Source organism: Caulobacter sp. Root1455, assembly GCF_001426905.1.
Lineage (GTDB): Bacteria > Pseudomonadota > Alphaproteobacteria > Caulobacterales > Caulobacteraceae > Caulobacter.
Genome location: NZ_LMFQ01000024.1, coordinates 448,629 through 468,429, shown reverse-complemented (window position 1 = coordinate 468,429; position 19,801 = coordinate 448,629). Strand labels below are relative to the sequence as shown.

At 68.7% G+C, this 19,801-nt stretch carries 19 protein-coding genes; 8 read left to right on the top strand and 11 right to left on the bottom strand.

Going from position 1 to position 19,801, the window contains the following annotated elements; translation table 11 throughout:
- Position 1: 1 nt before the first annotated feature.
- From ASD21_RS19670 to ASD21_RS19655, 4 genes are all read right to left on the bottom strand, one after another.
- Entirely contained in the window at positions 2–781 is a 780-nt protein-coding gene (locus ASD21_RS19670; protein ID WP_056445335.1) for a FadR/GntR family transcriptional regulator, read from the bottom strand.
- Between the two features lie 73 nt (positions 782–854).
- Positions 855–2,417: a DHA2 family efflux MFS transporter permease subunit gene (locus tag ASD21_RS19665; RefSeq protein ID WP_056445332.1), complete on the bottom strand. Its 1,563-nt coding sequence runs from the start codon at positions 2,415–2,417 to the stop codon at positions 855–857.
- A 34-nt stretch (positions 2,418–2,451) separates the two neighbouring features.
- Positions 2,452–3,567, bottom strand: a complete 1,116-nt coding sequence (locus ASD21_RS19660) for an HlyD family secretion protein (protein WP_056445328.1) — start codon at positions 3,565–3,567, stop codon at positions 2,452–2,454.
- A 57-nt stretch (positions 3,568–3,624) separates the two neighbouring features.
- Positions 3,625–5,106 (bottom strand): efflux transporter outer membrane subunit, encoded by a 1,482-nt coding sequence (locus ASD21_RS19655; protein WP_056445325.1) that lies wholly within the window; start codon positions 5,104–5,106, stop codon positions 3,625–3,627.
- Between the two features lie 99 nt (positions 5,107–5,205).
- Here ASD21_RS19655 and ASD21_RS19650 point away from each other — a divergent pair, with 99 nt between their 5' ends.
- Complete coding sequence (locus tag ASD21_RS19650) at positions 5,206–5,832, top strand: TetR/AcrR family transcriptional regulator (RefSeq protein ID WP_056445322.1); 627 nt, start codon at positions 5,206–5,208, stop codon at positions 5,830–5,832.
- Between the two features lie 92 nt (positions 5,833–5,924).
- Positions 5,925–6,554: a uracil phosphoribosyltransferase gene (gene upp / locus ASD21_RS19645; protein ID WP_056445318.1), complete on the top strand. Its 630-nt coding sequence runs from the start codon at positions 5,925–5,927 to the stop codon at positions 6,552–6,554.
- A gap of 21 nt (positions 6,555–6,575) precedes the next feature.
- Here upp and ASD21_RS19640 read toward each other — a convergent pair whose 3' ends face one another.
- The 6 genes from ASD21_RS19640 to ASD21_RS19615 all read right to left on the bottom strand — a co-directional run bounded on the left by ASD21_RS19640 (position 6,576) and on the right by ASD21_RS19615 (position 12,878).
- Entirely contained in the window at positions 6,576–8,027 is a 1,452-nt protein-coding gene (locus ASD21_RS19640) for a M6 family metalloprotease domain-containing protein (RefSeq protein WP_056445316.1), read from the bottom strand.
- 85 nt (positions 8,028–8,112) lie between these two features.
- Complete coding sequence (locus ASD21_RS19635; protein WP_056445313.1) at positions 8,113–8,754, bottom strand: hypothetical protein; 642 nt, start codon at positions 8,752–8,754, stop codon at positions 8,113–8,115.
- Positions 8,755–8,802: 48 nt separating this feature from the next.
- Complete coding sequence (locus ASD21_RS19630) at positions 8,803–10,095, bottom strand: metal-dependent hydrolase family protein (protein WP_056445310.1); 1,293 nt, start codon at positions 10,093–10,095, stop codon at positions 8,803–8,805.
- 97 nt (positions 10,096–10,192) lie between these two features.
- Positions 10,193–11,419, bottom strand: a complete 1,227-nt coding sequence (locus tag ASD21_RS19625; protein WP_235524922.1) for a serine hydrolase domain-containing protein — start codon at positions 11,417–11,419, stop codon at positions 10,193–10,195.
- A gap of 263 nt (positions 11,420–11,682) precedes the next feature.
- Positions 11,683–12,639, bottom strand: coding sequence for a KpsF/GutQ family sugar-phosphate isomerase (locus tag ASD21_RS19620; protein WP_056445307.1), 957 nt, complete (start codon positions 12,637–12,639; stop codon positions 11,683–11,685).
- Positions 12,636–12,878, bottom strand: a complete 243-nt coding sequence (locus ASD21_RS19615) for a hypothetical protein (RefSeq protein ID WP_056445304.1) — start codon at positions 12,876–12,878, stop codon at positions 12,636–12,638. Before ASD21_RS19615 ends, ASD21_RS19620 begins: the two co-directional genes overlap by 4 nt.
- A 122-nt stretch (positions 12,879–13,000) precedes the next feature.
- On the opposite strand from ASD21_RS19615, the gene gpmA reads away from it, so the two are divergent.
- From gpmA to ASD21_RS19600, 3 genes are all read left to right on the top strand, one after another.
- The gene (gene gpmA, locus ASD21_RS19610; protein ID WP_056445301.1) at positions 13,001–13,714 is read left to right on the top strand and encodes a 2,3-diphosphoglycerate-dependent phosphoglycerate mutase; all 714 of its coding nucleotides are present in this window, start codon (positions 13,001–13,003) and stop codon (positions 13,712–13,714) included.
- A 124-nt stretch (positions 13,715–13,838) separates the two neighbouring features.
- Positions 13,839–15,098, top strand: coding sequence for a pentapeptide repeat-containing protein (locus ASD21_RS19605; protein WP_056445299.1), 1,260 nt, complete (start codon positions 13,839–13,841; stop codon positions 15,096–15,098).
- Positions 15,099–15,237: 139 nt separating this feature from the next.
- Positions 15,238–16,500, top strand: coding sequence for a pentapeptide repeat-containing protein (locus ASD21_RS19600; RefSeq protein ID WP_056445296.1), 1,263 nt, complete (start codon positions 15,238–15,240; stop codon positions 16,498–16,500).
- Between the two features lie 112 nt (positions 16,501–16,612).
- Here the strand turns inward: ASD21_RS19600 and ASD21_RS19595 are convergent, their stop codons facing one another.
- Entirely contained in the window at positions 16,613–17,080 is a 468-nt protein-coding gene (locus tag ASD21_RS19595; RefSeq protein WP_056445293.1) for an Hsp20 family protein, read from the bottom strand.
- Between the two features lie 242 nt (positions 17,081–17,322).
- Between ASD21_RS19595 and ASD21_RS19590 the strand changes: the two genes are divergently transcribed.
- From ASD21_RS19590 to ASD21_RS19580, 3 genes are all read left to right on the top strand, one after another.
- On the top strand, positions 17,323–18,165 hold the full coding sequence (locus ASD21_RS19590) for a class I SAM-dependent methyltransferase (RefSeq protein ID WP_056445290.1): 843 nt from the start codon (positions 17,323–17,325) through the stop codon (positions 18,163–18,165).
- A gap of 77 nt (positions 18,166–18,242) precedes the next feature.
- The gene (locus ASD21_RS19585) at positions 18,243–19,130 is read left to right on the top strand and encodes a class I SAM-dependent methyltransferase (protein WP_056445288.1); all 888 of its coding nucleotides are present in this window, start codon (positions 18,243–18,245) and stop codon (positions 19,128–19,130) included.
- A complete protein-coding gene (locus tag ASD21_RS19580; protein ID WP_056445285.1) occupies positions 19,127–19,801 on the top strand; it encodes a hypothetical protein in 675 nt (224 codons plus the stop codon). The genes ASD21_RS19585 and ASD21_RS19580 overlap by 4 nt, the downstream gene beginning before the upstream one ends.

Below are 19,801 nucleotides of genomic sequence, written 5' to 3'. Positions count from 1 at the left end.
CCTATTTCGCCGCGCTGGCCGCCCGCAGCGCGATCTCCTCGCGCTTGCTGGCCAGGCGCTCGCGGGTCTGCTCCATGGCCTCCAACTCGGCGGTCAGCAGCAGGTTCTCGATCAGCCCGCCCAGATGGGTCTGCATGGCCGATCGGGCGGCCTTGGGGTCGCGGGTGCGCAGGGATTCGATGATGTCGCGGTGCTCGTCGTTCAGCGGCCGCTTGCGGACGTGCCGGGCCTTTTCCAGCATCTGCATGCACAGGCGCGACTTGTAGCGCAGGTCCCAGGTGTTCTCGACCACGCGCACGATGGCGCTGTTTCGGGTGGCCTGGGCGATGGTGATGTGGAACTGGCGGTCGGCGAGCTCGGATTGCTCCTTGGTCGCCTCCTCGCTGTTCATTTCGGCGAGCAGGGTCTCCAGATAGGCAAGTTCCTCCTCGGTGATCAGGGTGGCGGCCAGGGCGGCGGCCTCGCCCTCGAACAGGCGGCGGGCTTCGGCCTGGTCGAAGGCTCCGATGTCCAGGTCGCGCGGCGGCGGCGGCGGCGGCGGTTGGCCGCCGGCGCGGACATAGACGCCCGAACCCTGCCGGGCCTCCAGCAGGCCGCGCATTTCCAGAGCGATCACGGCGCGCCGGATGGTGGGTCGGCTGACGCCGAACTCCTCGGCCAGGTCGCGTTCGGAGGCCAGGCGCTGGCCGGGCTGGTGGCGGCCGTCGGCGATAGCCTGGCCAATATCCGCGGCCACGCGCTGGTAAAGGCGCAGGGGATTGGCGGCCGTCGTCGTCGTCATCTCGTCTTCAACCCTCTCGACAGCGGTATCTTAGGCGGCGTCGCGCCGGAAGGGTAGGGCGGGCGACGAGGCTCTAGTCGGCCGCCGCTGGGGCGCCGCCGCCGCTCATCGCCTTTTTGGTCAGCCAGATGCAGGGGATCAGCAGCACCGCTAGCCAGGCCGAGGCGCGGAAGAAGTCGATGGTCGACAACAGATAGGCCTGGTTGACCACCTGGGCGGTCACCGCGCCCACCGCCTGAGCGTGGCTCATCCCGGCGGCTTGCAGGTGGTCCACCGCCGCCAGCCAGGCCGGATCGTTCGAGCCCATGGATTCGGCGATGCGGTTCTGATGCAGGCTCTCGCCCCGGTCCCAAATCGTCGTGGTCAGCGAGGCGGCGAAGCTGCCGGCGGTGATCCGCGAGAAGTTCGACAGGCCCGAGGCGGACGGCAGCTGCTGGGGCGCCACGCCGTTCAGCGAAATGGTCACCATCGACAGGAAGAAGGTGCTCATCGCCACCCCCTGCACCAGCATCGGCCAGACCAAGGCCTTGAAGTCGACGTCCGGCGTGAAACCCGAGCGCATGTAGAACGACAGGGCGAACGCGGCCAGCGACAGGGTCGCGGTCCAGCGGGCGTCGACCTTCTGCATGATGCGGGCGGCGAATGGGGTCAGCAGCACGGCGACCACCCCGCTGGGGGCGGCGACCAGCCCGGCCCAGGTGGCGATGTAGTGCATTTGGGTCTGCAGCCACAGCGGCTGCAGCAGGTTGCTGCCGAAGAACACCGCATAGCCCAGGCAGAAGGCCACCGTGCCCAGGGCGAAGTTCTTGGACTTGAACAGCGACAGGTCGACGATCGGGTGCTTCTCGTTCAGCTCCCAGATCACCCAGGCGATGAAGCCGACAATGGCCACCAGGGTCTCGACGACGATGGCCGGCGAATTGAACCAGTCGGCGTCCTTGCCGGTGTCGAGCATCACCTGCAGGGCGCCGACCCAGACCAGCAGCAGCATGAAGCCGGTGGTGTCGATCGGCACCCGGCGGGTCGGGGTCTCGCGGGTGGCGAGACCGCGCCAGCACAGGAAGGCGCAAAGCAGGCCGACGGGTACGTTGATCAGGAAGATCCACGGCCAGGCGATGTTGTCGGAGATGTAGCCGCCCAGGATCGGGCCGCAGATCGGCGCCACTAGGGTAGTCATCGACCAGATGGCCAGAGCCGTCCCGCGCTTGCTGGCCGGGAAAATCATGATCAGCAGGGCCTGCGACCCGGGGATCATCGGGCCCGAGACCAGGCCCTGCAGCACGCGGAAGCCGATCAGCGAGGGCAGGTTCCACGATACGCCGCACAGGAACGAGGCCAGGGTGAACAGCAGCACCGAGACCACGAAGGTCTTGACCACGCCATAGCGGCCCATCAGCCAGCCGGTCAGAGGCACCGACACGCCGTTGGCCACGGCGAACGAGGTGATCACCCAGGTGCCCTGGCTGGAACTGACGCCCAGATTGCCGGCGATGGTCGGGATCGAGACGTTGGCGATGGTGCTGTCCAGCACCTGCATGAACGTGCCCAGCGCCAGGGCGATCGAGGTGACCGCCAGCATCATGCCGGTCAGGGGCGCGGGGCCCGCGGCGGGGGAGGAGGAGTTCTGGTCGGCCATGCGGCGCTTCCTTGGAGGGGCTTAAGGGCGCGGACTACTTGGAGATGTCGATGGCGGCCTTCATCGACAGGCCGACCCGCAGCGGGTGAGTCTTCAGCTCGGCCGGATCCAGGGCGATGCGGACGGGCAGGCGCTGAACCACCTTGATCCAGTTGCCCGAGGCGTTCTGGGCGGGGATCAGCGAGAAGGCCGAGCCGGTGCCGCCCGAGAGGCCTTTCACCCGGCCGTGGAACTTCACGCCGCCGCCGTAGAGGTCGGAGGTCAGGGTCACCGGTTGGCCGATGCGAACCTTGTCCAGCTGCACTTCCTTGAAGTTGGCGTCCACATAGGCGTCGGTCGTCGGGACGATGGCCATCAGCGGGGCGCCGATCTGCACCTGTTGGCCGACCTGAACGTTCTTCTTGGACACCACGCCGGCCAGCGGCGCGCGCAGCACGGTGCGGTCCAGGGCCAGCTGGGCGCTGGCGAGGCGAGCCTCGGCGGCCGCGATTTCCGGGTTCTTGCTGGCGGGCAGGCCCGAGATCAGGGCGGTGTTGACCTCGCGGTTGCCTTCCGCGGCGACACGGCTGGCCTTGGCCTGGGCCAGGGCGGCGCGGGCCTCGGTCACGGCCGACTGGGCGTTGGTGAACCGGCTCTGGGCGATGGTCAGCTCCTCGCCGGAGACCGCGCCGGAGTCCGACAGGGCCTTGCGACGCGAGAGTTCGAGCCGGGCCTGTTCGAGGCTGGCCTGGGCGCCGGTCACGGCGGCGGCGGCGCGGGCGATGTCGGCGTCTCGGGCCGCGACCTGGCCGGCCAGGGCGTCGTCGCTGGCGAAGTAGCCGTTCACCTTGCGTTGAGCCTGGCCGAGCGCGGCCAGGGCGGCGAGGACGGCGATCCGGGCGTCGGCGTCGTCGATCACCACCAGCGGCTGGCCGGCGGCGACGACCTGGGTCTCGGAGACCAGCACCTTGGCGACCGGTCCGCTGATCAGCGGCGTCACCTGGGCGACTTCGGCCCCGACATAGGCGTTGTCGGTTTCGACGTGGCGCGAACCGATGAAGAACGCATAGAGCGCCCAGAGCACGCCGCCGACGATGACCACGGCGGCGAGGCCGGTCAGCAGTTGTCGGCGATTGCCGTTGGGCTTGGTGGAGGCGGCGGTGTCGGCCATGGGGGGAGGTCCTGGAGGCGCGAAAAGCGGAAAGGGCGGAGAGGAAGAGGACCGAGGTCAGGCCGGGGCGAAGCCGCCGCCCAGGGCGCGCACCAGGGCGACGTCCAGGGTCAGGGCGCGGCTTTCCAGATCGGCGACGACCCTGCGTTGGGCCAGCACCGCCAGCTCGGCGATCAGCACGTTCTGATAGGTGGAAAGACCGCCCTGATAGCGCAGTCGGGCGATGCGGAAGCCGTCCTCGTTGGCGTCCAGGGCGGCGCGGCTTTCGGCTAGCCGGGTGTTCAGGGCGCGCTCGCTGGCGGCCACGTCGGCCACGTCGCGCAGGGCTTGGGTGACGGCGGAATCGTAGGCGGCCACGGCGCCGTCGCGGTCGGCCTCGGCGGCTCGCAGGTTCGCCTTCAGACGTCCGCCCTCGAAGATCGGCAGGCTGACGGCCGGACCGACGCTGCCGACGTCGGAACCGCTCTCGAGCAGCTGGTCCAGATGCAGCGCCTGCACGCCGACCGCGGCGGCCAGGTTGACGTTCGGATAGAAGGCGGCCTTGGCCTGGCCGATCCGCTTGCTGCTGGCCTCGGCCCGCCACTTGGCGGCGACCACGTCGGGGCGGCGGCCGATCAGATCGGCGGCCAGATTGGCGGGCAGGCCGAAAGGCTTGAGGTTGGCGACCGACGGCCGAGCGATGGCCAGGCCGCGGTCCGGACCGGCGCCCAGCAGGGCGGCCAGACCGTTGCGGGTCTGGGCGATCTGCTCGTCTATGGCGGCCAGTTCCGAACGAGCGTTGGGCGGACCCGCCTGCGCTTGGCGCAGCTCGCCCCGGGTGTCGAGGCCGTTGGCGACCCGGTCGCGGACCAGGCTTTCAGTCTCCAGCCGCAAGGCCACGGAGCGTTCGGCCACGTCGCGCTCGGCGTAGAGCCGGGCCAGGTCCGCATAGGCGGCGGCGACCGAGGTGGCCAGCATCAGCCGGGCCTGGGCGGCGTCGGCCTGGGCGGCCCTGGCTTCCGAGGTGGCGGCGGCGACGGCCGCGCGGTTCTTGCCCCAGAAGTCCAGCTCCCAGCTGAAGTCCAGGCCCAGCCGGCCGTAGTTATTGTAGCCCTGCGGCACGAAGTCGGGCGGGATGCCGTTGTTGTAGCTCTGCTTGGCGCGCTCGACGCCGGCGTTGACGCTGAGGCTGGGCAGCTGCGCGGCCTTGGCCTGGTTGGCCAGGGCCTGGGCGCGGCGCAGGCGGGCCTCGGCTTGGGCGAGGGTGGGCGAGCCGACCAGCGCCTCGTCGATCAGGGTGTCCAGCTGGGCGTCGCCGTAGGCCTTCCACCAGGCGTCGGTCGGCCAAGCAGCGGCGTCCGAGGCGGAGAGGGTCTGGGCGGTAGCGTAGGCTTCGGGGGCCTTGGCGACCCGGGCCGGCGTCGCGGCGGGCATCGTGGCGCAGGCGCTGGTCAGCAGGGCGGCCAGCAGGATCGAAGCCGTGGCGCCGACCTCGCGGGACCTTGGCGACCCGGAAACCGCTGGGGAGGCGACGGGCTTGTCCAGGGCGTTGGGAGTCATGAGCGGCCGATCTTGAATTGACCGTACTGTACGGTCATATAACGGCGCTGATATAACCGCGAGCTTGACGGGATCAAGGGGGACCCCGAAGGAAAAGAAATGATCCAGGACGTGAAACCGCGTCTCGACCGAGACGCCCGCCGCGAAGCCATCCTCGACGTCGCCAGCGACGTGTTTCAGGAGGAGGGCTACGCCAACGCGTCCATGTCGACGATCGCCGCGCGGGTCGGCGGGTCCAAGGGCACGCTCTACAACTACTTCAAGAACAAGGAAGAGCTGTTCGCCGCCTATGTGGTGCGCCACTGCGCCTGGCAGCGCGACGCCATGTTCGAGATCGAGTCCGAGCTGGGCGACATCCGCGAGGCCCTGATCAAGACGGGACGCATCTACCTGTCGATCGTGCTGAGCGACTTCAGCATGGCCAATTTCCGGGTCATCGTCGCCGAGGCCCAGCGCACGCCCGAAATCGGCCTGGCGTTCTACGAGGCCGGCCCCAAGAGCGGGTCGAAACGGCTGGGCGCGACCCTGCAGAAGGCGGTCGAAAGCGGCCAACTGAAAATCGACGACCCGGTTCACGCCGCCCAGCAGTTCATCGGTCTGTGCCAGAACCGTCTGTTGAAGGCCCGGCTGTGCAACGTGATGGCCGAGCCGACGCCCGAGGAAATCGACCGCGAGGTGCTGCCGGCGGTCAACATGTTCCTGGCCGCTTACGGGACCGGCCGCTAGGCGATTTCCGCTTGGCGGGAAGGGCTTGAGACGGCACTGGGTTCGACGAGGAGGCGCGGCTGTCCAGCGCCCCGCAAGAGGGAAGCTTGGCCATGCAAGGCGTCACGATCGTCGACCACCCCCTGGTCCGCCACAAGCTGACCCGGATGCGCGACAAGCAGACCTCGACCAAGACCTTCCGCGCCCTGATGCGCGAGACGGCGACCTTGCTCTGCTACGAGGTCACCCGCGCCCTGCCGACCCATACCGTCGAGATCGAAACGCCGGTGGCGCCGACCCGGGCCGAGGAGATCTCCGGCAAGAAGCTGGTCTTCGCCCCCATCCTGCGCGCCGGCCTGGGCATGGCCGAGGGGATGCTGGACCTGGTGCCCTCGGCCCGGGTGGCCCACATCGGCCTGTTCCGCGACCCGACCTCGCTGGAGGCGGTGGAGTATTACTACAAGACGCCGGAAGACATCGCCGACCGGCTGGTCATCGTGGTCGACCCGATGTTGGCCACCGGCCACACGGCGGTGGCGGCCCTGACGCTGCTGAAGCGATCGGGCGTCACCGATCTGCGCTTCGTCTGCCTGGTGGCCTCGGTCCAGGGTGTCGAGACCCTGCGCGCCGCGCATCCGGACGTGCCGATCTGGACGGCCGCCGTGGACGCCGAACTGAACGATCACGGCTATATCGTGCCGGGCCTCGGCGACGCCGGCGATCGGACTTTCGGCACGCGCTGACGAAGGACGAGCGGCCCGGCCCTAGGCATCCAGGGTGACGTCGATCTTCATCTGGTCGTCGCCCGGATTGCCGATGACCTTGATGCTGACGCCCGACCATTTCGAGCGGGGCATGTTCAGCGGCGGCTTGGTCTTGCGGCCCAGTTCAGCGTTGCCCAGCGAGGGATAGAGGTCGTTGGAGTCGCCGCGATTGCCTTGGCCGAAGATCTTGGCCAGGTCGCGCCGGTTGTCGGCCTGCAACAGCTCGATGGCCAGGCGGCCCTCGTCGTTGACGTCCGCGACGGCCTCGTCGACCACATAGACCGCCACGCCCTGATCGGGGAGGAAGGCGTCCTGGCTGCGCTTTCGCCGGTACTCCACCAGCAGGTACTGGCTGTCGGTCATGAAGGCCGAGTTGCGGATCACTATCGGCGCGCCGCCCTCGGCGGCCGGCTTGAGCACCACGCCCTTGGTGCTTTCCATGATGATCTCCGGCTCGACCCAGCCGTGGAACATCCGCAGCATGCCGTTGGGATAGACCGGCGTCAGGCCGGAATTGCCCCACGATCCGGCCGCCATCAGGCAGTAGTTGCCAAGGCCGTTGGACTGGGTGCTCTGGGTGGCCCCGGTGTCATAATAGTCGGCCCAGCGCGCGGCCAGATGACCCCACTCGTGAGCGCAGACGCCGACGCGGCAGTCCTCGGGCACGGTCAGGTAGGTGCTGACCGAGATGCCATGGCCGACGTCGACGCCTTCCGGGATGATCCACTTGTGGCTCCAGATGTCGTTGCGGTCGCCGGTGGTCTCGGCGCCGCCGCCGGCGTGGATCACGAAGAGCGCCGTGACCGTCCCTTCGCCCAAGGCGTCGAACCCCGCGAAATCGACGCCGGCGAACTTGGCGGCCAGCACCGCGTCGCGCGCCATGGCCGGGGCGTTGCGCGGAAAGTTGTCGCTCATGCCCGAATTGCCGTCGGCGTAGAAGGCGATCGGGTTGGGCATCCGGAACCAGCCGTGGACCTCGCCGGTGACATCGATGCCCGGGCCGTCCTCGCCGCTGTCCTTGGTCCAGCCGCTGGCCCGGCGGTAGAAGTCGCGCATGCTGCCGGACGGGAAGGCCCCGACGCTGAACAGCATCTGCTCGTACATGCCTGTACTATGATCGTCTCCGTGCGGACGATCGGGGAAGTCGACCAGCAGCACCATCGTGCGGATCTCGCCCGCCAGCTTCTTCGACGGCTGGTCGATCCGCAGGGGACCCTTGATCCCGCCGATCCGGACCTCGCCGTCGTCCAGCCCGACATTGTTGGGCCCACGGCGGCTGGACCGCCAGACCTTGTAGAACGCCTCGAAGGTCATGTCCTTGTCGAGCCGGCCCTCGGCCAGCAGCGACAGGTATCGCGCATAGAGCTGGGCGATCAGGCCCGGCGAGGCCGGCACCGCGCATTGCTCGCGCCGGCAAGCGCACCCGGAAAACGGCTTGAACGCATAGCGCATGGGACCCTCCACGAGACGCCGACGCGGCTCGCACAGTGTCCTAAAAGTGCATGTCAGGCAAACTCAACCATTCAGGGATATTGCACTAGAACGGCCACCAGCCTCGCCACCAGGTCACGACGCCGTCCCAGAACGCGGCCAGGCGTTCCATGGGACTGGTCGCGGTCGGCGCCGTGACCGGCTTGGGCGGCGGGGCCGGCACGAACCAGCTCGGCGCGGCCGGCGGGGCGCAGTTCATCCGCATGCCCACGCCCTTCAGATAGCCCCGGCGCACGCTGCCCGCCCGGATCGCCGCCTGCACGGCCTTGTCGTGCCTGGCGGCGCCGGTCAGCCTGCGAACCCAGCCGCGGAAGGGCAGGACGTGCCGGGTGGTGTGGCGCACCTCGCCGACGCCCGCGCCATAGGCGGCGTCGGCGACTTTCTTGCCGCGCGAGCGGGTGTCGGGCGGGGGGGCCTCGTCCAAGTCCGGGCCCAAGGCCGCGTCCAGCCGGCCGATCTCGCCGGCGACGCCCTCGCAGCGGTCGAGGCCGGTCACGTCATAGGGATCTTCGACCGCGCGCTGCAGCACGGCGGGAATGGCGGTCTGCTTGAGGTTCAGGTCCTCCAGCGGCGCGGCCACCGCGTCGCGCAGGGTGTCTTTCTGTTGCATCGTGCCGGGGTCGGACGCCAGAGCGGGACCGGCCAGCAGCAAGGCCGTGATCATCAGCGGGAAGGTCGAGCGACGCATGCGCCGAGATCGCCCGTCTTAGCTGCACCGTGCAAGTGGAATCGCCAGCTAGGGGCGGCGGACGATCGCGCCGTCCTTCATGACCAGGACCACAGCCTTGGTCGCCTCGATGTCCCGGGTCGGATCGCCGGTCACCGCGACGATGTCGGCCAGGAAGCCGGGCTTCAGGCGGCCCAGGTCGTCCTGGCGGCGCAGAACCTTGGCGTCGACGGACGTGGCGGCCAGCAGGGCCTGGACCGGGGTCATGCCGTCCTTGACCATCCAGACCAGCTCGCGAGCGTTGTCTCCGTGGCGGAATACGCCCACGTCGCTGCCCATGCCGATGGTCACGCCGGTCTTCAGGGCCAGCCTGAACGCCCGCTCGGCGGCCTGCATGGCCGGGGTCGGCGGTGTCTTGCCGGCGACATAGCCCTGGAAATAGGTCGAGGTCGCCTCGCTGGCCGTCAGGGTCGGAAAGAAGGCCACGCCCTTCTCGGCCATCAGCTTGAAGGTGGCCTCCGAGCCGCCGTAGCCGTGCTCGATCGTGTCGACCCCGGCCAGGACCGCCCGCCGCATGCCCTCGTCGCCGGAGGCGTGCACCGAGACCGGGCGACCCGTGGAGTGAGCGGCCTCGACCATGGCCTTCAGTTCTTCCAGGCTGAAGGTCGGCTGGGTCGAACCGTCGGGGCCGACGCGATAGTCGGCGTAGATCTTGATCCAATCGGCGCCGGCCCCAGCTTGCTGGCGCACGGCCCGCACGGCCTCGTCGATCCCGCTGACCTCCTGGGCGCCCTGGGGCAGGTCGGCGTCGGGATTGTAGTTGCGTCGAGCCGGGCCGTAGGCGCCGGTGGCGACAATGGCGCGGGTGGCCACGAACAGGCGCGGGCCTGGGATGACGCCGTCCTTGATCGCCCGCTTCAGCGACACATCGGCCACCCCCGCGCCCTCGGTGCCCAGGTCGCGCAGAGTGGTGAAGCCGGCGTCCAGGGTGGCCTTGGCCTGCACCGTGGCGCGGACCACGCGATAGTCTGGCGCTTCCTTCAGCACCTGATCGTCCCAGGAGGTCTCGTTGTAGGGGTGCAGCAGCAGGTGGCTGTGCAGGTCCATCAGGCCGGGGATCACGGTCGCGCCGGGCAGATCGACGATCTCGGCGCCCGTGGTGTCCAGGCTCGCGGCGGGACCGACCGCGGCGATCCTGCCGTCCCTGACCAGCACGCCCCAGCCTTCGTGCGGCGCTCCGGCGTCCTCGGCGGTCCAGACCCTGGCGGGCTTGAGCAGGATCGGCTGGGCGGCGTGGGCGAGCACCGGCGAGAGGGGCAGGAGGAGGAGAGGCAGGGCGAGGGCGGTCAGCAGGCTGCGCATGGGAGACTCGGCGGTTGGGTCCGCCGAGCTAAGCCGAAATCGGCGATGTCCGCATCCGGGTTGTGACGTGGCCGTCCGGACCGCCTGGTGCAGCCGGTCAGGGCGCGAGGTTCGATCCGTCGCTTTCCAATCGCAGCCAGTCGTTGAACGGCAGCTGATAGGCGCGGTCGAAGACCTCGGCCTGGAGTTTGAAAGGCAGGCTGCTTTCGCTGTTCCACAGCATCACCACGCCTGTCTTCGTGGCGGGATCGAACATCATGGTGGAACGATAGCCGGTTACAGCCCCGCTATGGCCGACCAGGCGATGGCCCTTGTAGGTGAAGCTGCGCATGCCCAGACCGTAGCCTGGGTGTTCCAGCGAGCGGCCCAGGGGCGAGTTGCCATAGGGGCGGCCCGTATGGACGCGCGGGCGCTGGATATCCGCCAGAACCTTGGTCGGCAGGACGGCGGGCGCCTGTCCCATCTGCGCCTGCATCCACCGCGCCAGATCCACGACGTTGGAATTGACGCCCGCCGCGGCGGGCACCCGATAATAGGCGTCAAGCAGAGGCGCCGCCCGGCGGTTCCGCGACGGCCGCGCCCAGTGTTTGGCCGCCCGCAGCCCTTCCATGCCGATGGTCGTGCTGGTCATGCCCAGCGGCAGGAACAACCGCTGCCGAGCCTCCTCCGCATAAGGCCGATGCGTGGTCGTCTCCACGACCTCGCGGATCGTGTCATAGGCGATGTTCTGATAGCTGTGGCAGGCGCCCGGCGCGCAGAGCAGCGGCACGGCCGCCAGGCTGGCCCGGATCTCCCGCGGGTCCCGTCCGCCTTCAAGCCAGCCGTCGTAGGCGTTCCTGGGCAAGCCTGTGCGCTGGGACAGCAGTTGCTCGACCGTCAGCGTGTTCTGGGCGTCGCCGGGCAGGCGCAGGCTGGTGCCGAACTTCCCCAGGGGATCGGCCAGCGAAAACACCCCGTCCTCGGCCAGGCGGGCGCTGAGCGTGCCGGCCACCGTCTTGGACAGCGACGCCCACCGAAAGATCGTGTCCGCGTCGACCTTCTCGCCGTCCTGCGGCGAGGTGAGGCCATAGCCCCGCACGAACGACAGTCGACCGTTCTCCACCACGGCGATCGCCAGGCCTTCCATGGTCCTATCGGCCATCATCGCCTGGATGCGGGCGTCCAGGGCGCGATAGTCGATCGCGCCCCGCCAATCCTCGGGCTCGAGGGGCAGGATGATGGGCGGCGGCGGGGCGGCGGCCGTCTCGCTGATCTTCGGCGCTTGCGCGGACCGCGACGCCGTCCAGCCGAGCGCGGCCAAGCCGGCCAGAAGGGGGACGGCCACGAGGGCGGCGACCGCCGCCACCCGCCAGCCGCGCCATCGACGGCCTTCAAGGTCGCCTTGCGGGGTTTTGTAGAACCTGGTCAGCCGTCTTCCCGCCGAAATCGTCGTCGCCGGACGCCGCGACGTCAGCGCGAGGTTGTCGTCGTTCGGCGTCGAATCCGCGTCGTGTGAAACATCAACGTCGTCTCCTACGCTTTTGCCGCGCGGCGACAAGGTTCAAGCTGAAAGTTCCGCGGCCCAACGCTTCGTGAAGACGAAGGCGATCAGATCACGCCGGCCCGCAACAGGTCGTGGACGTGGAGGATGCCGACCGGGCGGTTGTCTTCGACCACGAACAGCACGGTGATGCGCCGCTCATTCATCACCTTCAACGCTTCGGCCGCCAGGGCGCCGGGCGTGATGGTCAGCGGGGCGCGGGTCATGACCTCACCGGCCACGTGACCCATCAGCCCGTCCATGTGGCGACGCAGGTCGCCGTCGGTGATCAGGCCGCTGAGCGCCCCGTCGGGGGCGACCACGCCGACCGCGCCGAAGCGCTTTTCGCTCATCACCAGCAGCGCTTCGGGCATGGGGGCGTCTTCGCGGGTCAGGGGCAGTTCGCCCTGGCCGTGCATCAGGTCGCCGACCGTGCGCAGCATGGCGCCCAGCTTGCCGCCGGGGTGGAAAACACGGAAGTCGCTGGCGGTGAAGCCGCGTCGCTCCAGCAGCGCCACGGCCAGGGCGTCGCCGAGGGCGATCTGCAGGGTGGTGGAGGTGGTCGGGGCGTTGACCTCCGCCGTGGCTTCCGGCGCGTCGGGCAGCAGCAACAGGATGTCGGCGGCTCGGCCCAACTGGCTGTCGGCGACGGCGGTGATGGCGATCAGCGGGATCGAGAACCGCTTGGCGTAGGCCAGGCTGTCGGACAGTTCGCGCGCCTCGCCGGACTTGGAGAGGGCTAGCACCACGTCGCCCTGGCCGATCATGCCCAGGTCGCCGTGGCTGGCCTCGGCCGCGTGCACGAACATGGCCGGCGATCCGGTAGAGGCCAGGGTCGCGGCGATCTTGCGCGCCACGTGTCCCGACTTGCCGATGCCGGTGCAGACCACCCGGCCCTTGGCGTCGAACAGGGCCTCGACGGCGCGGACGAACGATTCGTCGAGGGACGCCGACAGCAGCGCCAGGGCCTGGGCCTCGGCGTTCAGGACCCGCTGGCCCACGACGATCGCGTCGAAGGCGCTCATGGCGCGGTCGTCGCCGCTTCGCGAGCGTCGCTCACCTGTTGGCGAACCTGTTGTTCGCGCAGGGCCGCGGCGTCCTTCTCGCGTTGGATCTTGATCCGCATTTCCGGCGTCTGCTGGATCGGGACCGAGCCGAACGGGCCTGGCGAGCGAGCGCCGTAGCCCTGCGGCCAGACGAGCGAAAACGCGATCAGGGCCAGGCCGATGAACGCCAGGAGGGGCATGAGAATGCGATCGGGCATGGCCTGCCTATAGCATGCCCCCCAGAGGAGAGAAGGGTGAGAGAGCGGCAAGAGAGGGGCCGAGCGCTTGACGCGGGGGCGGCCGGGGCTTAGCCCGCCCTCCGACACATCCTGGAGGTCCGATGCCCGTTCTCGTCCTGCTCCGCCACGGCCAGAGCCAATGGAATCTCGAAAACCGCTTCACCGGCTGGGTCGACGTCGACCTGACCGCCGAGGGCGAGGCCCAGGCCCGCAAGGGCGGCGAGCTGATCAAGGCCGCCGGCATCGACATCGACGAGGCCTTCACCTCCGTCCAGACGCGGGCCATCCGCACCTGCAACCTGGCGCTGGACGCGGCCAGCCAGAGCTTCGTCCCCGTCACCAAGGACTGGCGGTTGAACGAGCGGCACTACGGCGGTCTGACCGGGCTGAACAAGGCCGAGACCGCAGAGAAGCATGGCGAGGAACAGGTCACCATCTGGCGCCGGTCCTACGACATTCCCCCGCCGGAACTGGCCCCGGGCGGCGAGTACGACTTCGGCAAGGACCGCCGATACGCCGGCAAGGACCTGCCCAGCACCGAGAGCCTGAAGACCACCCTGGTGCGCGTGCTGCCCTATTGGGAGGCGGCCATCGCGCCCAAGCTGACGGCCGGCGAAACGATCCTAGTGGCGGCGCACGGCAACTCGCTGCGCGCCATCGTCAAGCACCTGTTCAACGTGCCCGACGCCGACATCGTCCATGTCGAGATCCCGACCGGCAATCCGCTGGTCATCGATCTGGACGACGCCCTCAAGCCGACCGGCGCGCGCTACCTCGACGAAAGCCGCGCCCAGCCGCTGCCGGCGGCCCGCTGATCCGGCGTTTCGGGACGCCTGGACAAACCAGGTCCGGGCGTCCCGAAAGGCTTGGAAACGCAGCGTTAATGCGGGTTGGCGCATTGTGCTGGTCTAGCCCTTCGGGGAGTCGATACGAGCCGTCATGAACGCCCCTCCCGCGGCAGGCCAAGACCACAAGCGCCTGACGCAGCACGACGTCGACGTGATCTGCGCCAAGCATGACCGTCTGTGGTCGGCTCGGATGGGCGGCGCGCGCGCCGTTTTCGCCTTTTGCGACCTGTCGGGCCTGTCGGTGACGGGCCGCAATCTCTGCGACGCCGATTTCACCGGCGCCCTGATGGTCGGCTGCGACATGCGGCGCGCCAAGCTCGACAACGCCACCATGTACGGGGCGGACCTGCACGGCTCGGACCTGACCGACGCCTCGATGCGACGCTGCGATCTGCGCGGGTCCAGCCTGCGCGGCGCCAACCTGACCGGGGCCGACCTCTTCGAGGCCGATCTGCGCGAGGGCCAGATCGCCGCCGCCGACCGCAAGGAAGGCTATCGGGTCATCGAGCCGGTGCAGCGCGAGGCCCAGGCCCACGGCGCGATCCTGGCCGGCGCCAACCTCGAACGATCGCGCCTGTCGGGCATCATCGCCACCAAGGCCGACTTCAGCGACGCGATCCTCAAGGACGCCAAGCTGGTGCGGGCCAACCTCAAGCAGGCCAATTTCAACGGCGCCAACCTGGCCGGGGCGGACCTGTCGGGGGCCAATCTGTTCGGGGCCGACCTGCGCAACACGGTCCTGGTCGGGGCCAAGACGATGTCCTGGAACATCAACGACACCAACATGGACGGCGCCCTGACCGACAAGGCGTCGGGCAAGGACGTGTCCGACATGCCCTACGAGCAGATGATCGCGGATCACGCCCGCTGGTGCGAGACGGGCGGCGCCGAGGGCAAGCCTTCGGTGTTCGACAAGGCCGATCTGCGCAATCTGAAATCCGTGCGCGGCTTCAACCTGACAGCCCTTTCGGCCAAGGGGGCGGTCTTTTACGGGCTGGATATGGAAAGCGTGCAGATGCAGGGCGCGCAGCTGGAGGGCGCCGACCTGCGCTCCTGCAACCTGCGTCGGGCCGATCTGCGCGGCGCCCGGCTGAAGGGCGCCAAGTTGACCGGTTCCGACCTGCGCGAGGCCCAGTTGGGTCCGCTGCTGATCGGCCGCGAGCGCCTGCTGCCCAGCGACCTGACCGGAGCCTTGCTGACCAACGCCGATCTGGCCAGGGCCGACCTGCGCCAAGCCTGTTTGAACGGCGCGGACCTGTCGCGCGCGAATTTCACCAACGCGCTGCTCAAGGATGTCGACATCACGGGCGCCATTCGTCTGGGCGCCCGCGGCCTGGACGACGTGATCTAGCGCCCGGTAACGCTAACGACGAATTTTCGAAGGCGCCTCGCGAAAGTTGCGGCAAAACGGCGCGGCCTTAACGCTTCGCTTGTCGATCGCCGTTATGTCTCGACGGGAGCACGGGTTTCTCGGGGGAGTAGCGTAGGACATGAGCGCGGCGCAGAGCATTGCGGGACGGCGGCGACTTAGCCAGGCCGAGCTCGACATGATCGTGACCGCGCACGAGAAATTCGTCACGGGCAAGCAGGGCGGCAAGCGCGCTTCGCTGCGCTTCACGAACCTCTCGGGCCTGGACCTGTCCTTCCGCAATCTGGCCGACGCCGATTTCTCCGCCTCAATCCTGGACGGCTGCCGCATGGTCCGCACACGGTTGGAGCGGGCCAACCTGTTCGGCGCCGATCTGCGCAAGGCCGATCTGCGCCAGGCCGTTCTGGTGCGCGCCGATCTGCGCGGCGCCTGTCTGCGGGGCGCGAACCTGTCACAGGCCGATCTGACCCAGGCCGACTTCCGGGAAGGCCAGGTGGCCATACCGCATCCTCGCAAGGGCCTCGAAACCATCCGCCACGAGACTCGCAACGGCGAAGTCGACGAGGTCAACTTCTCGGGCGCGACGCTGGACGGCTCGCAATTCACCGGCGTCTCGGCCTTCAAGGCCGACTTCAGCGACTGCTCGCTACGCGGAGCCAAGCTGTCGGGGGCGAATCTCAAGGAAGCCAATCTGAGCGGGGCGATCCTGGACGGCGCCGACGTCAAGGGCGCCAACCTGGAAGGCGCCAACTTTACCGGCGCGGTCATGTCGGGCGTCGACACGTCCACCGCCCGCACCAGCGGCGCGGCGATGCAGGGCTGCCTGGCGGCGTCGACCGAAAGGGCGCTGTCGCGCGTCGAGGAAATCCACCGGCGCTGCCTGGCCAACGAGGCCTGGTGCAAGACCGGCGGCAAGGAAGGCGAACCCGCGCGGCTGGACGGCGAAGATCTGCGCCCGCTCGGCGACAGGCTCAAGGGCCTGCGGCTGACGGCGATGAGCGCCGCGGGCGCGTGCATGGTCGGCATCGACCTGTCCGGGACCCAGCTCCAGGGCGCCAATCTGCAAAACGCCGATCTGCGCATGGCGAACCTGCGCGGCGCCGACCTGCGGGGCGCCAAGCTGTCCGGCGCCAACCTGACCAAGGCCGACCTGCGACAGGCGTTCCTCTCGCCGTTGCCTCTGGGGCCCGAGCGCAAGACCCTGGTCAATCTGAAGGCCGCCCGTCTGCGGTACGCCCAGATGCAGGCGGCCGATCTCAGCGAGGCTGTGCTCGACGGCGCCGACCTGCGGGGCGCCGACTTCACCGGCGCGCGGTTGTCCAGGATCAGTCTGCGCGACTGCGACCTCAGCCAGGCGCAGGGCCTGGATTTCACGCCGGCCTAGAGCGCGGCCGAAGCGGATGAGCCGCTCCATCGCCGCCAGAAAAAAGGGCGGCGCATCTCAGCGCCGCCCTGAAAGTCATAGAGGGGAGATATGATAACGCGCGAAGGTGGTGTTAGGCTGCCTTCTCGCCTTCGACCTTGTCGCCTTCGATCAGGGGCGCGGCCGACTTGATCTCGATCGTGCGGGGCTTGAGGGCCTCGGGCAGCTCGCGCTTCAGCGAGATCGACAACAGGCCGTCCGACAGGGCCGCGTCGGTCACGACCACGTAGTCGGCCAGCTGGAAGCGGCGCTCGAAGTTGCGCTCGGCCAGGCCGCGATGGAGGTAGCGCTTGGCCTCGTCATTGGCCGGCTTGCGGCCGGTGACGGTGAGAAGGTTCTCCTTCACCTCGATGCCAAGCTCCTCCGGCTTGAAGCCGGCGACGGCGATCTCGATGCGGTACGCGTTCTCGGCGGTGCGCTCGATGTTGTAGGGGGGATAGCCCGAAGCGGCCTCGTTCGAGGCGGCGGAGTCCAGCAGGGCGGCCAGGCGGTCGAATCCGACGACGGAGCGATACAGGGGGGACAGGTCGATCGTACGCATGATGACATCCTTCTTTCACAGCAAGGTTGCTCAATAGGTTCAGACCTTTGGCGACCCTAGACAGGCGTCGCCGGCGGTCTGGAAGGCCCGGGTTTCCAGCGCCTCCGAGACCAAGGTGGTGAGCCGTTTTTCGACTTCAAGGGGTTGAATGAGCGGCTTGACGGTGAATCGCTTGATCGTCGTTCGGCCACCGTTAAGGTCGGCTCGCCCGGCCCCCTGGCCAGCCTTGGAGAGCTCCGACGATGACTTGCCGCCGCCATCTCCTCCTGTTCGCCGCCGCGACGCTTTGCCTTTCCGCCTCGCCCGTGTTCGCCGCCGACGCGGCGTTGCGGGCGGCCATCGCCTCGCCTGACCGGACGCCGGCCAACGCGGCCCGCGACGGCGCCCGCCATCCCTACGAGAGCCTGACCTTCTGGGGGCTGAAGCCGCACCAGACCGTGGTCGAGGTGTCGCCGGGCGGCGGCTACTGGACCGAGATCCTGGCGCCCTACGCCAAGGCCACGGGCGGGGCCTATGTCGCGGGTCTGGCTGATCTGGCCAATCCGAAGATCTCGGACGGGGCCCGCAAGGGCAGGGCGAACTTTGAGATGCGCTTCCTGGATCCGGCCAAGTACGGGACCGTGCGGTTCGTGAACTTCGGACCGGTCGCCGCGCCCTTGGGGGCGGCGGGGTCGGCCGATCTGGTCCTGACGGCGCGCAATGTCCACAACTGGACGGTCCAGCCGGGGGTGGCCGACAAGATCTTCGCCGACTTCTTCGCCGTGCTGAAACCGGGCGGGACCCTGGCGGTCGAGGACCACCGCGCCGATCCCAAGTCGGAAACCGACAAGGGCGCGGACGGTTATCTGGCGACGGCCACCGTGGTGGCCCTGGCGGAAAAGGCCGGCTTCAAGCTCGACGCCAAGTCCGAGATCAACGCCAACCCCAAGGACACCAAGGATCATCCGTTCGGTGTCTGGACCTTGCCGCCGACCAAGCAGACCGCGCCCAGCGGTCAGCCGGCCGATCCCAGTTTCGATCGTTCGAAATACGACGCCATCGGCGAGAGCGACCGCATGACGCTGCGCTTTCGCAAGCCGGGTTAAAACTTGACGGGTCAGAGGCGAAGTTTCGCCAAGGTCGGGTGCATGATCGGGGTTGTGAATTGATGGCGGGTGGCGGCATGGGTCCAGGACTTCGATGGTCGCGGCGGGGGCTGCTGGCGGGCGCGGCGGCGCTGAGTCTGGCGGGATGCGGTCGCAAGGCGGCCAAGCCCGACGCCAAGCCGGCGGCCAAGGCCGAACCGATGACCCTGAAGGCCGCGGCCGGGGGCGACTGGCGCACGCCCGCCGACAAGGCCCGCGACGTCTGGCGTCATCCCGTCGAGAGCCTGGAGTTCTGGGGCCTCAAGCCGGGCCAGACCGTGGTCGAGTTCTGGCCCGGTTCCGGCTGGTACACCGACATTCTCGCGCCGTACCTGGCCGCGACGGGCGGCAAGCTCTACGCCGCTTCGCTGCAGACCGACCTGCCGGACGACCCCAGCGCCAAGGCGGCCGTCGAGGCCTATCAGCGCAAGCTCGCCGACCACAAGAAGGTCTATGGCGAGGTCGTCGTTACGGCGTTCGGGCCGACCAGCGGCCCGGTGGCGCCTGCGGGTTCGGCCGATCTGGTGCTGTTCCTGCGCAACCTGCACAACTGGATGGCGGCGGGCCTGGCCGAGAAAGCCTTCCGCGAAGCCCTGGCCGTTCTCAAGCCGGGCGGCGTTCTGGGCGTCGAGGAGCATCGCGGCGAACCCGGGCGGGTGCAGGACGTGCTGGCCGCCGACGGCTATGTGCAACAGGCCTATGTGATCGAAATGGCCAAGGAGGCCGGCTTCGTCCTGGCGGGCGAAAGCGAGATCAACGCCAATCCCAAGGACACCAAGGATCACCCGTTCGGCGTCTGGACCTTGCCGCCCACCCGGCTGTCGGCGCCGCGCGGCGAGCCGGCCGAGCCCGGCTTCGACCACGCCAAGTACGACGCCATCGGCGAGAGCGACCGCATGACCCTCAAGTTCGTGAAGCCGAAATGAGCCCGAAAGGACGCGCCGTCGCTTCGGCCCTGATCTCTCTGACCCTAGCGTCGACGGTTCCGTTCGCGGCCAAGGCCGAGGCCGGCAAGGTCGCGCCCGCCACCAAGGTCTTCTCGTTCCTGGAGGCCTTCCTGAAAGTGCCGCCCGCCGAACGTTCCAGGATCAAGCTCAGCTACGCCCTCCTGCGCGAGGGCAAGCGGGCGACCGGCGTCAAGGCGACCTTGATCGAGGCCAACGGCGTCCGCACGCCGCTGCCGATCGATGGCGAGGGGCGTTTCGAACGCACGCCCACCTTGGCCCAGCTGCAGGCCAAGGCGCAGGTCAGCTTCGACGTTTCCGCCGACACGAAGCTCGGCTCGACCATGCTGCTCGATCCAGTGCTCAAGCCGGCGGTCGAGTACGATGCGCGGGAGCTGGTCGTCACGGTCGACGACTCCAACAGGGCCATTCGCAAGGCCGCCGGTCCCATGGCCATGATGGCGCCGCAGATGGACGGCCTGAAGTTCCTGACGGTCGATTCCGGCGTGGCGATCTTCCCCAACGGAAGCTCCAAGCCGCTGCCGGCCGGCGCCGAAGGCGTTGTCTTCGAGCCCGGCCAGTTCAAGGGCGCGTCCCGCGTCCGTTTGGCCAAAGCCCCGTCGGCCGTGGACTATTACGTCAAGAAGAAATAG

Bases quoted from the DNA above. Each gene is read 5' to 3' on its own strand.
- ASD21_RS19670 (WP_056445335.1), bottom strand. From the start codon at position 781: ATGACGACGACGACGGCCGCCAATCCCCTGCGCCTTTACCAGCGCGTG.
- ASD21_RS19665 (WP_056445332.1), bottom strand. From the start codon at position 2,417: ATGGCCGACCAGAACTCCTCCTCCCCCGCCGCGGGCCCCGCGCCCCTG.
- ASD21_RS19660 (WP_056445328.1), bottom strand. From the start codon at position 3,567: ATGGCCGACACCGCCGCCTCCACCAAGCCCAACGGCAATCGCCGACAA.
- ASD21_RS19655 (WP_056445325.1), bottom strand. From the start codon at position 5,106: ATGACTCCCAACGCCCTGGACAAGCCCGTCGCCTCCCCAGCGGTTTCC.
- ASD21_RS19650 (WP_056445322.1), top strand. From the start codon at position 5,206: ATGATCCAGGACGTGAAACCGCGTCTCGACCGAGACGCCCGCCGCGAA.
- upp (WP_056445318.1), top strand. From the start codon at position 5,925: ATGCAAGGCGTCACGATCGTCGACCACCCCCTGGTCCGCCACAAGCTG.
- ASD21_RS19640 (WP_056445316.1), bottom strand. From the start codon at position 8,027: ATGCGCTATGCGTTCAAGCCGTTTTCCGGGTGCGCTTGCCGGCGCGAG.
- ASD21_RS19635 (WP_056445313.1), bottom strand. From the start codon at position 8,754: ATGCGTCGCTCGACCTTCCCGCTGATGATCACGGCCTTGCTGCTGGCC.
- ASD21_RS19630 (WP_056445310.1), bottom strand. From the start codon at position 10,095: ATGCGCAGCCTGCTGACCGCCCTCGCCCTGCCTCTCCTCCTCCTGCCC.
- ASD21_RS19620 (WP_056445307.1), bottom strand. From the start codon at position 12,639: ATGAGCGCCTTCGACGCGATCGTCGTGGGCCAGCGGGTCCTGAACGCC.
- ASD21_RS19615 (WP_056445304.1), bottom strand. From the start codon at position 12,878: ATGCCCGATCGCATTCTCATGCCCCTCCTGGCGTTCATCGGCCTGGCC.
- gpmA (WP_056445301.1), top strand. From the start codon at position 13,001: ATGCCCGTTCTCGTCCTGCTCCGCCACGGCCAGAGCCAATGGAATCTC.
- ASD21_RS19605 (WP_056445299.1), top strand. From the start codon at position 13,839: ATGAACGCCCCTCCCGCGGCAGGCCAAGACCACAAGCGCCTGACGCAG.
- ASD21_RS19600 (WP_056445296.1), top strand. From the start codon at position 15,238: ATGAGCGCGGCGCAGAGCATTGCGGGACGGCGGCGACTTAGCCAGGCC.
- ASD21_RS19595 (WP_056445293.1), bottom strand. From the start codon at position 17,080: ATGCGTACGATCGACCTGTCCCCCCTGTATCGCTCCGTCGTCGGATTC.
- ASD21_RS19590 (WP_056445290.1), top strand. From the start codon at position 17,323: ATGACTTGCCGCCGCCATCTCCTCCTGTTCGCCGCCGCGACGCTTTGC.
- ASD21_RS19585 (WP_056445288.1), top strand. From the start codon at position 18,243: ATGGGTCCAGGACTTCGATGGTCGCGGCGGGGGCTGCTGGCGGGCGCG.
- ASD21_RS19580 (WP_056445285.1), top strand. From the start codon at position 19,127: ATGAGCCCGAAAGGACGCGCCGTCGCTTCGGCCCTGATCTCTCTGACC.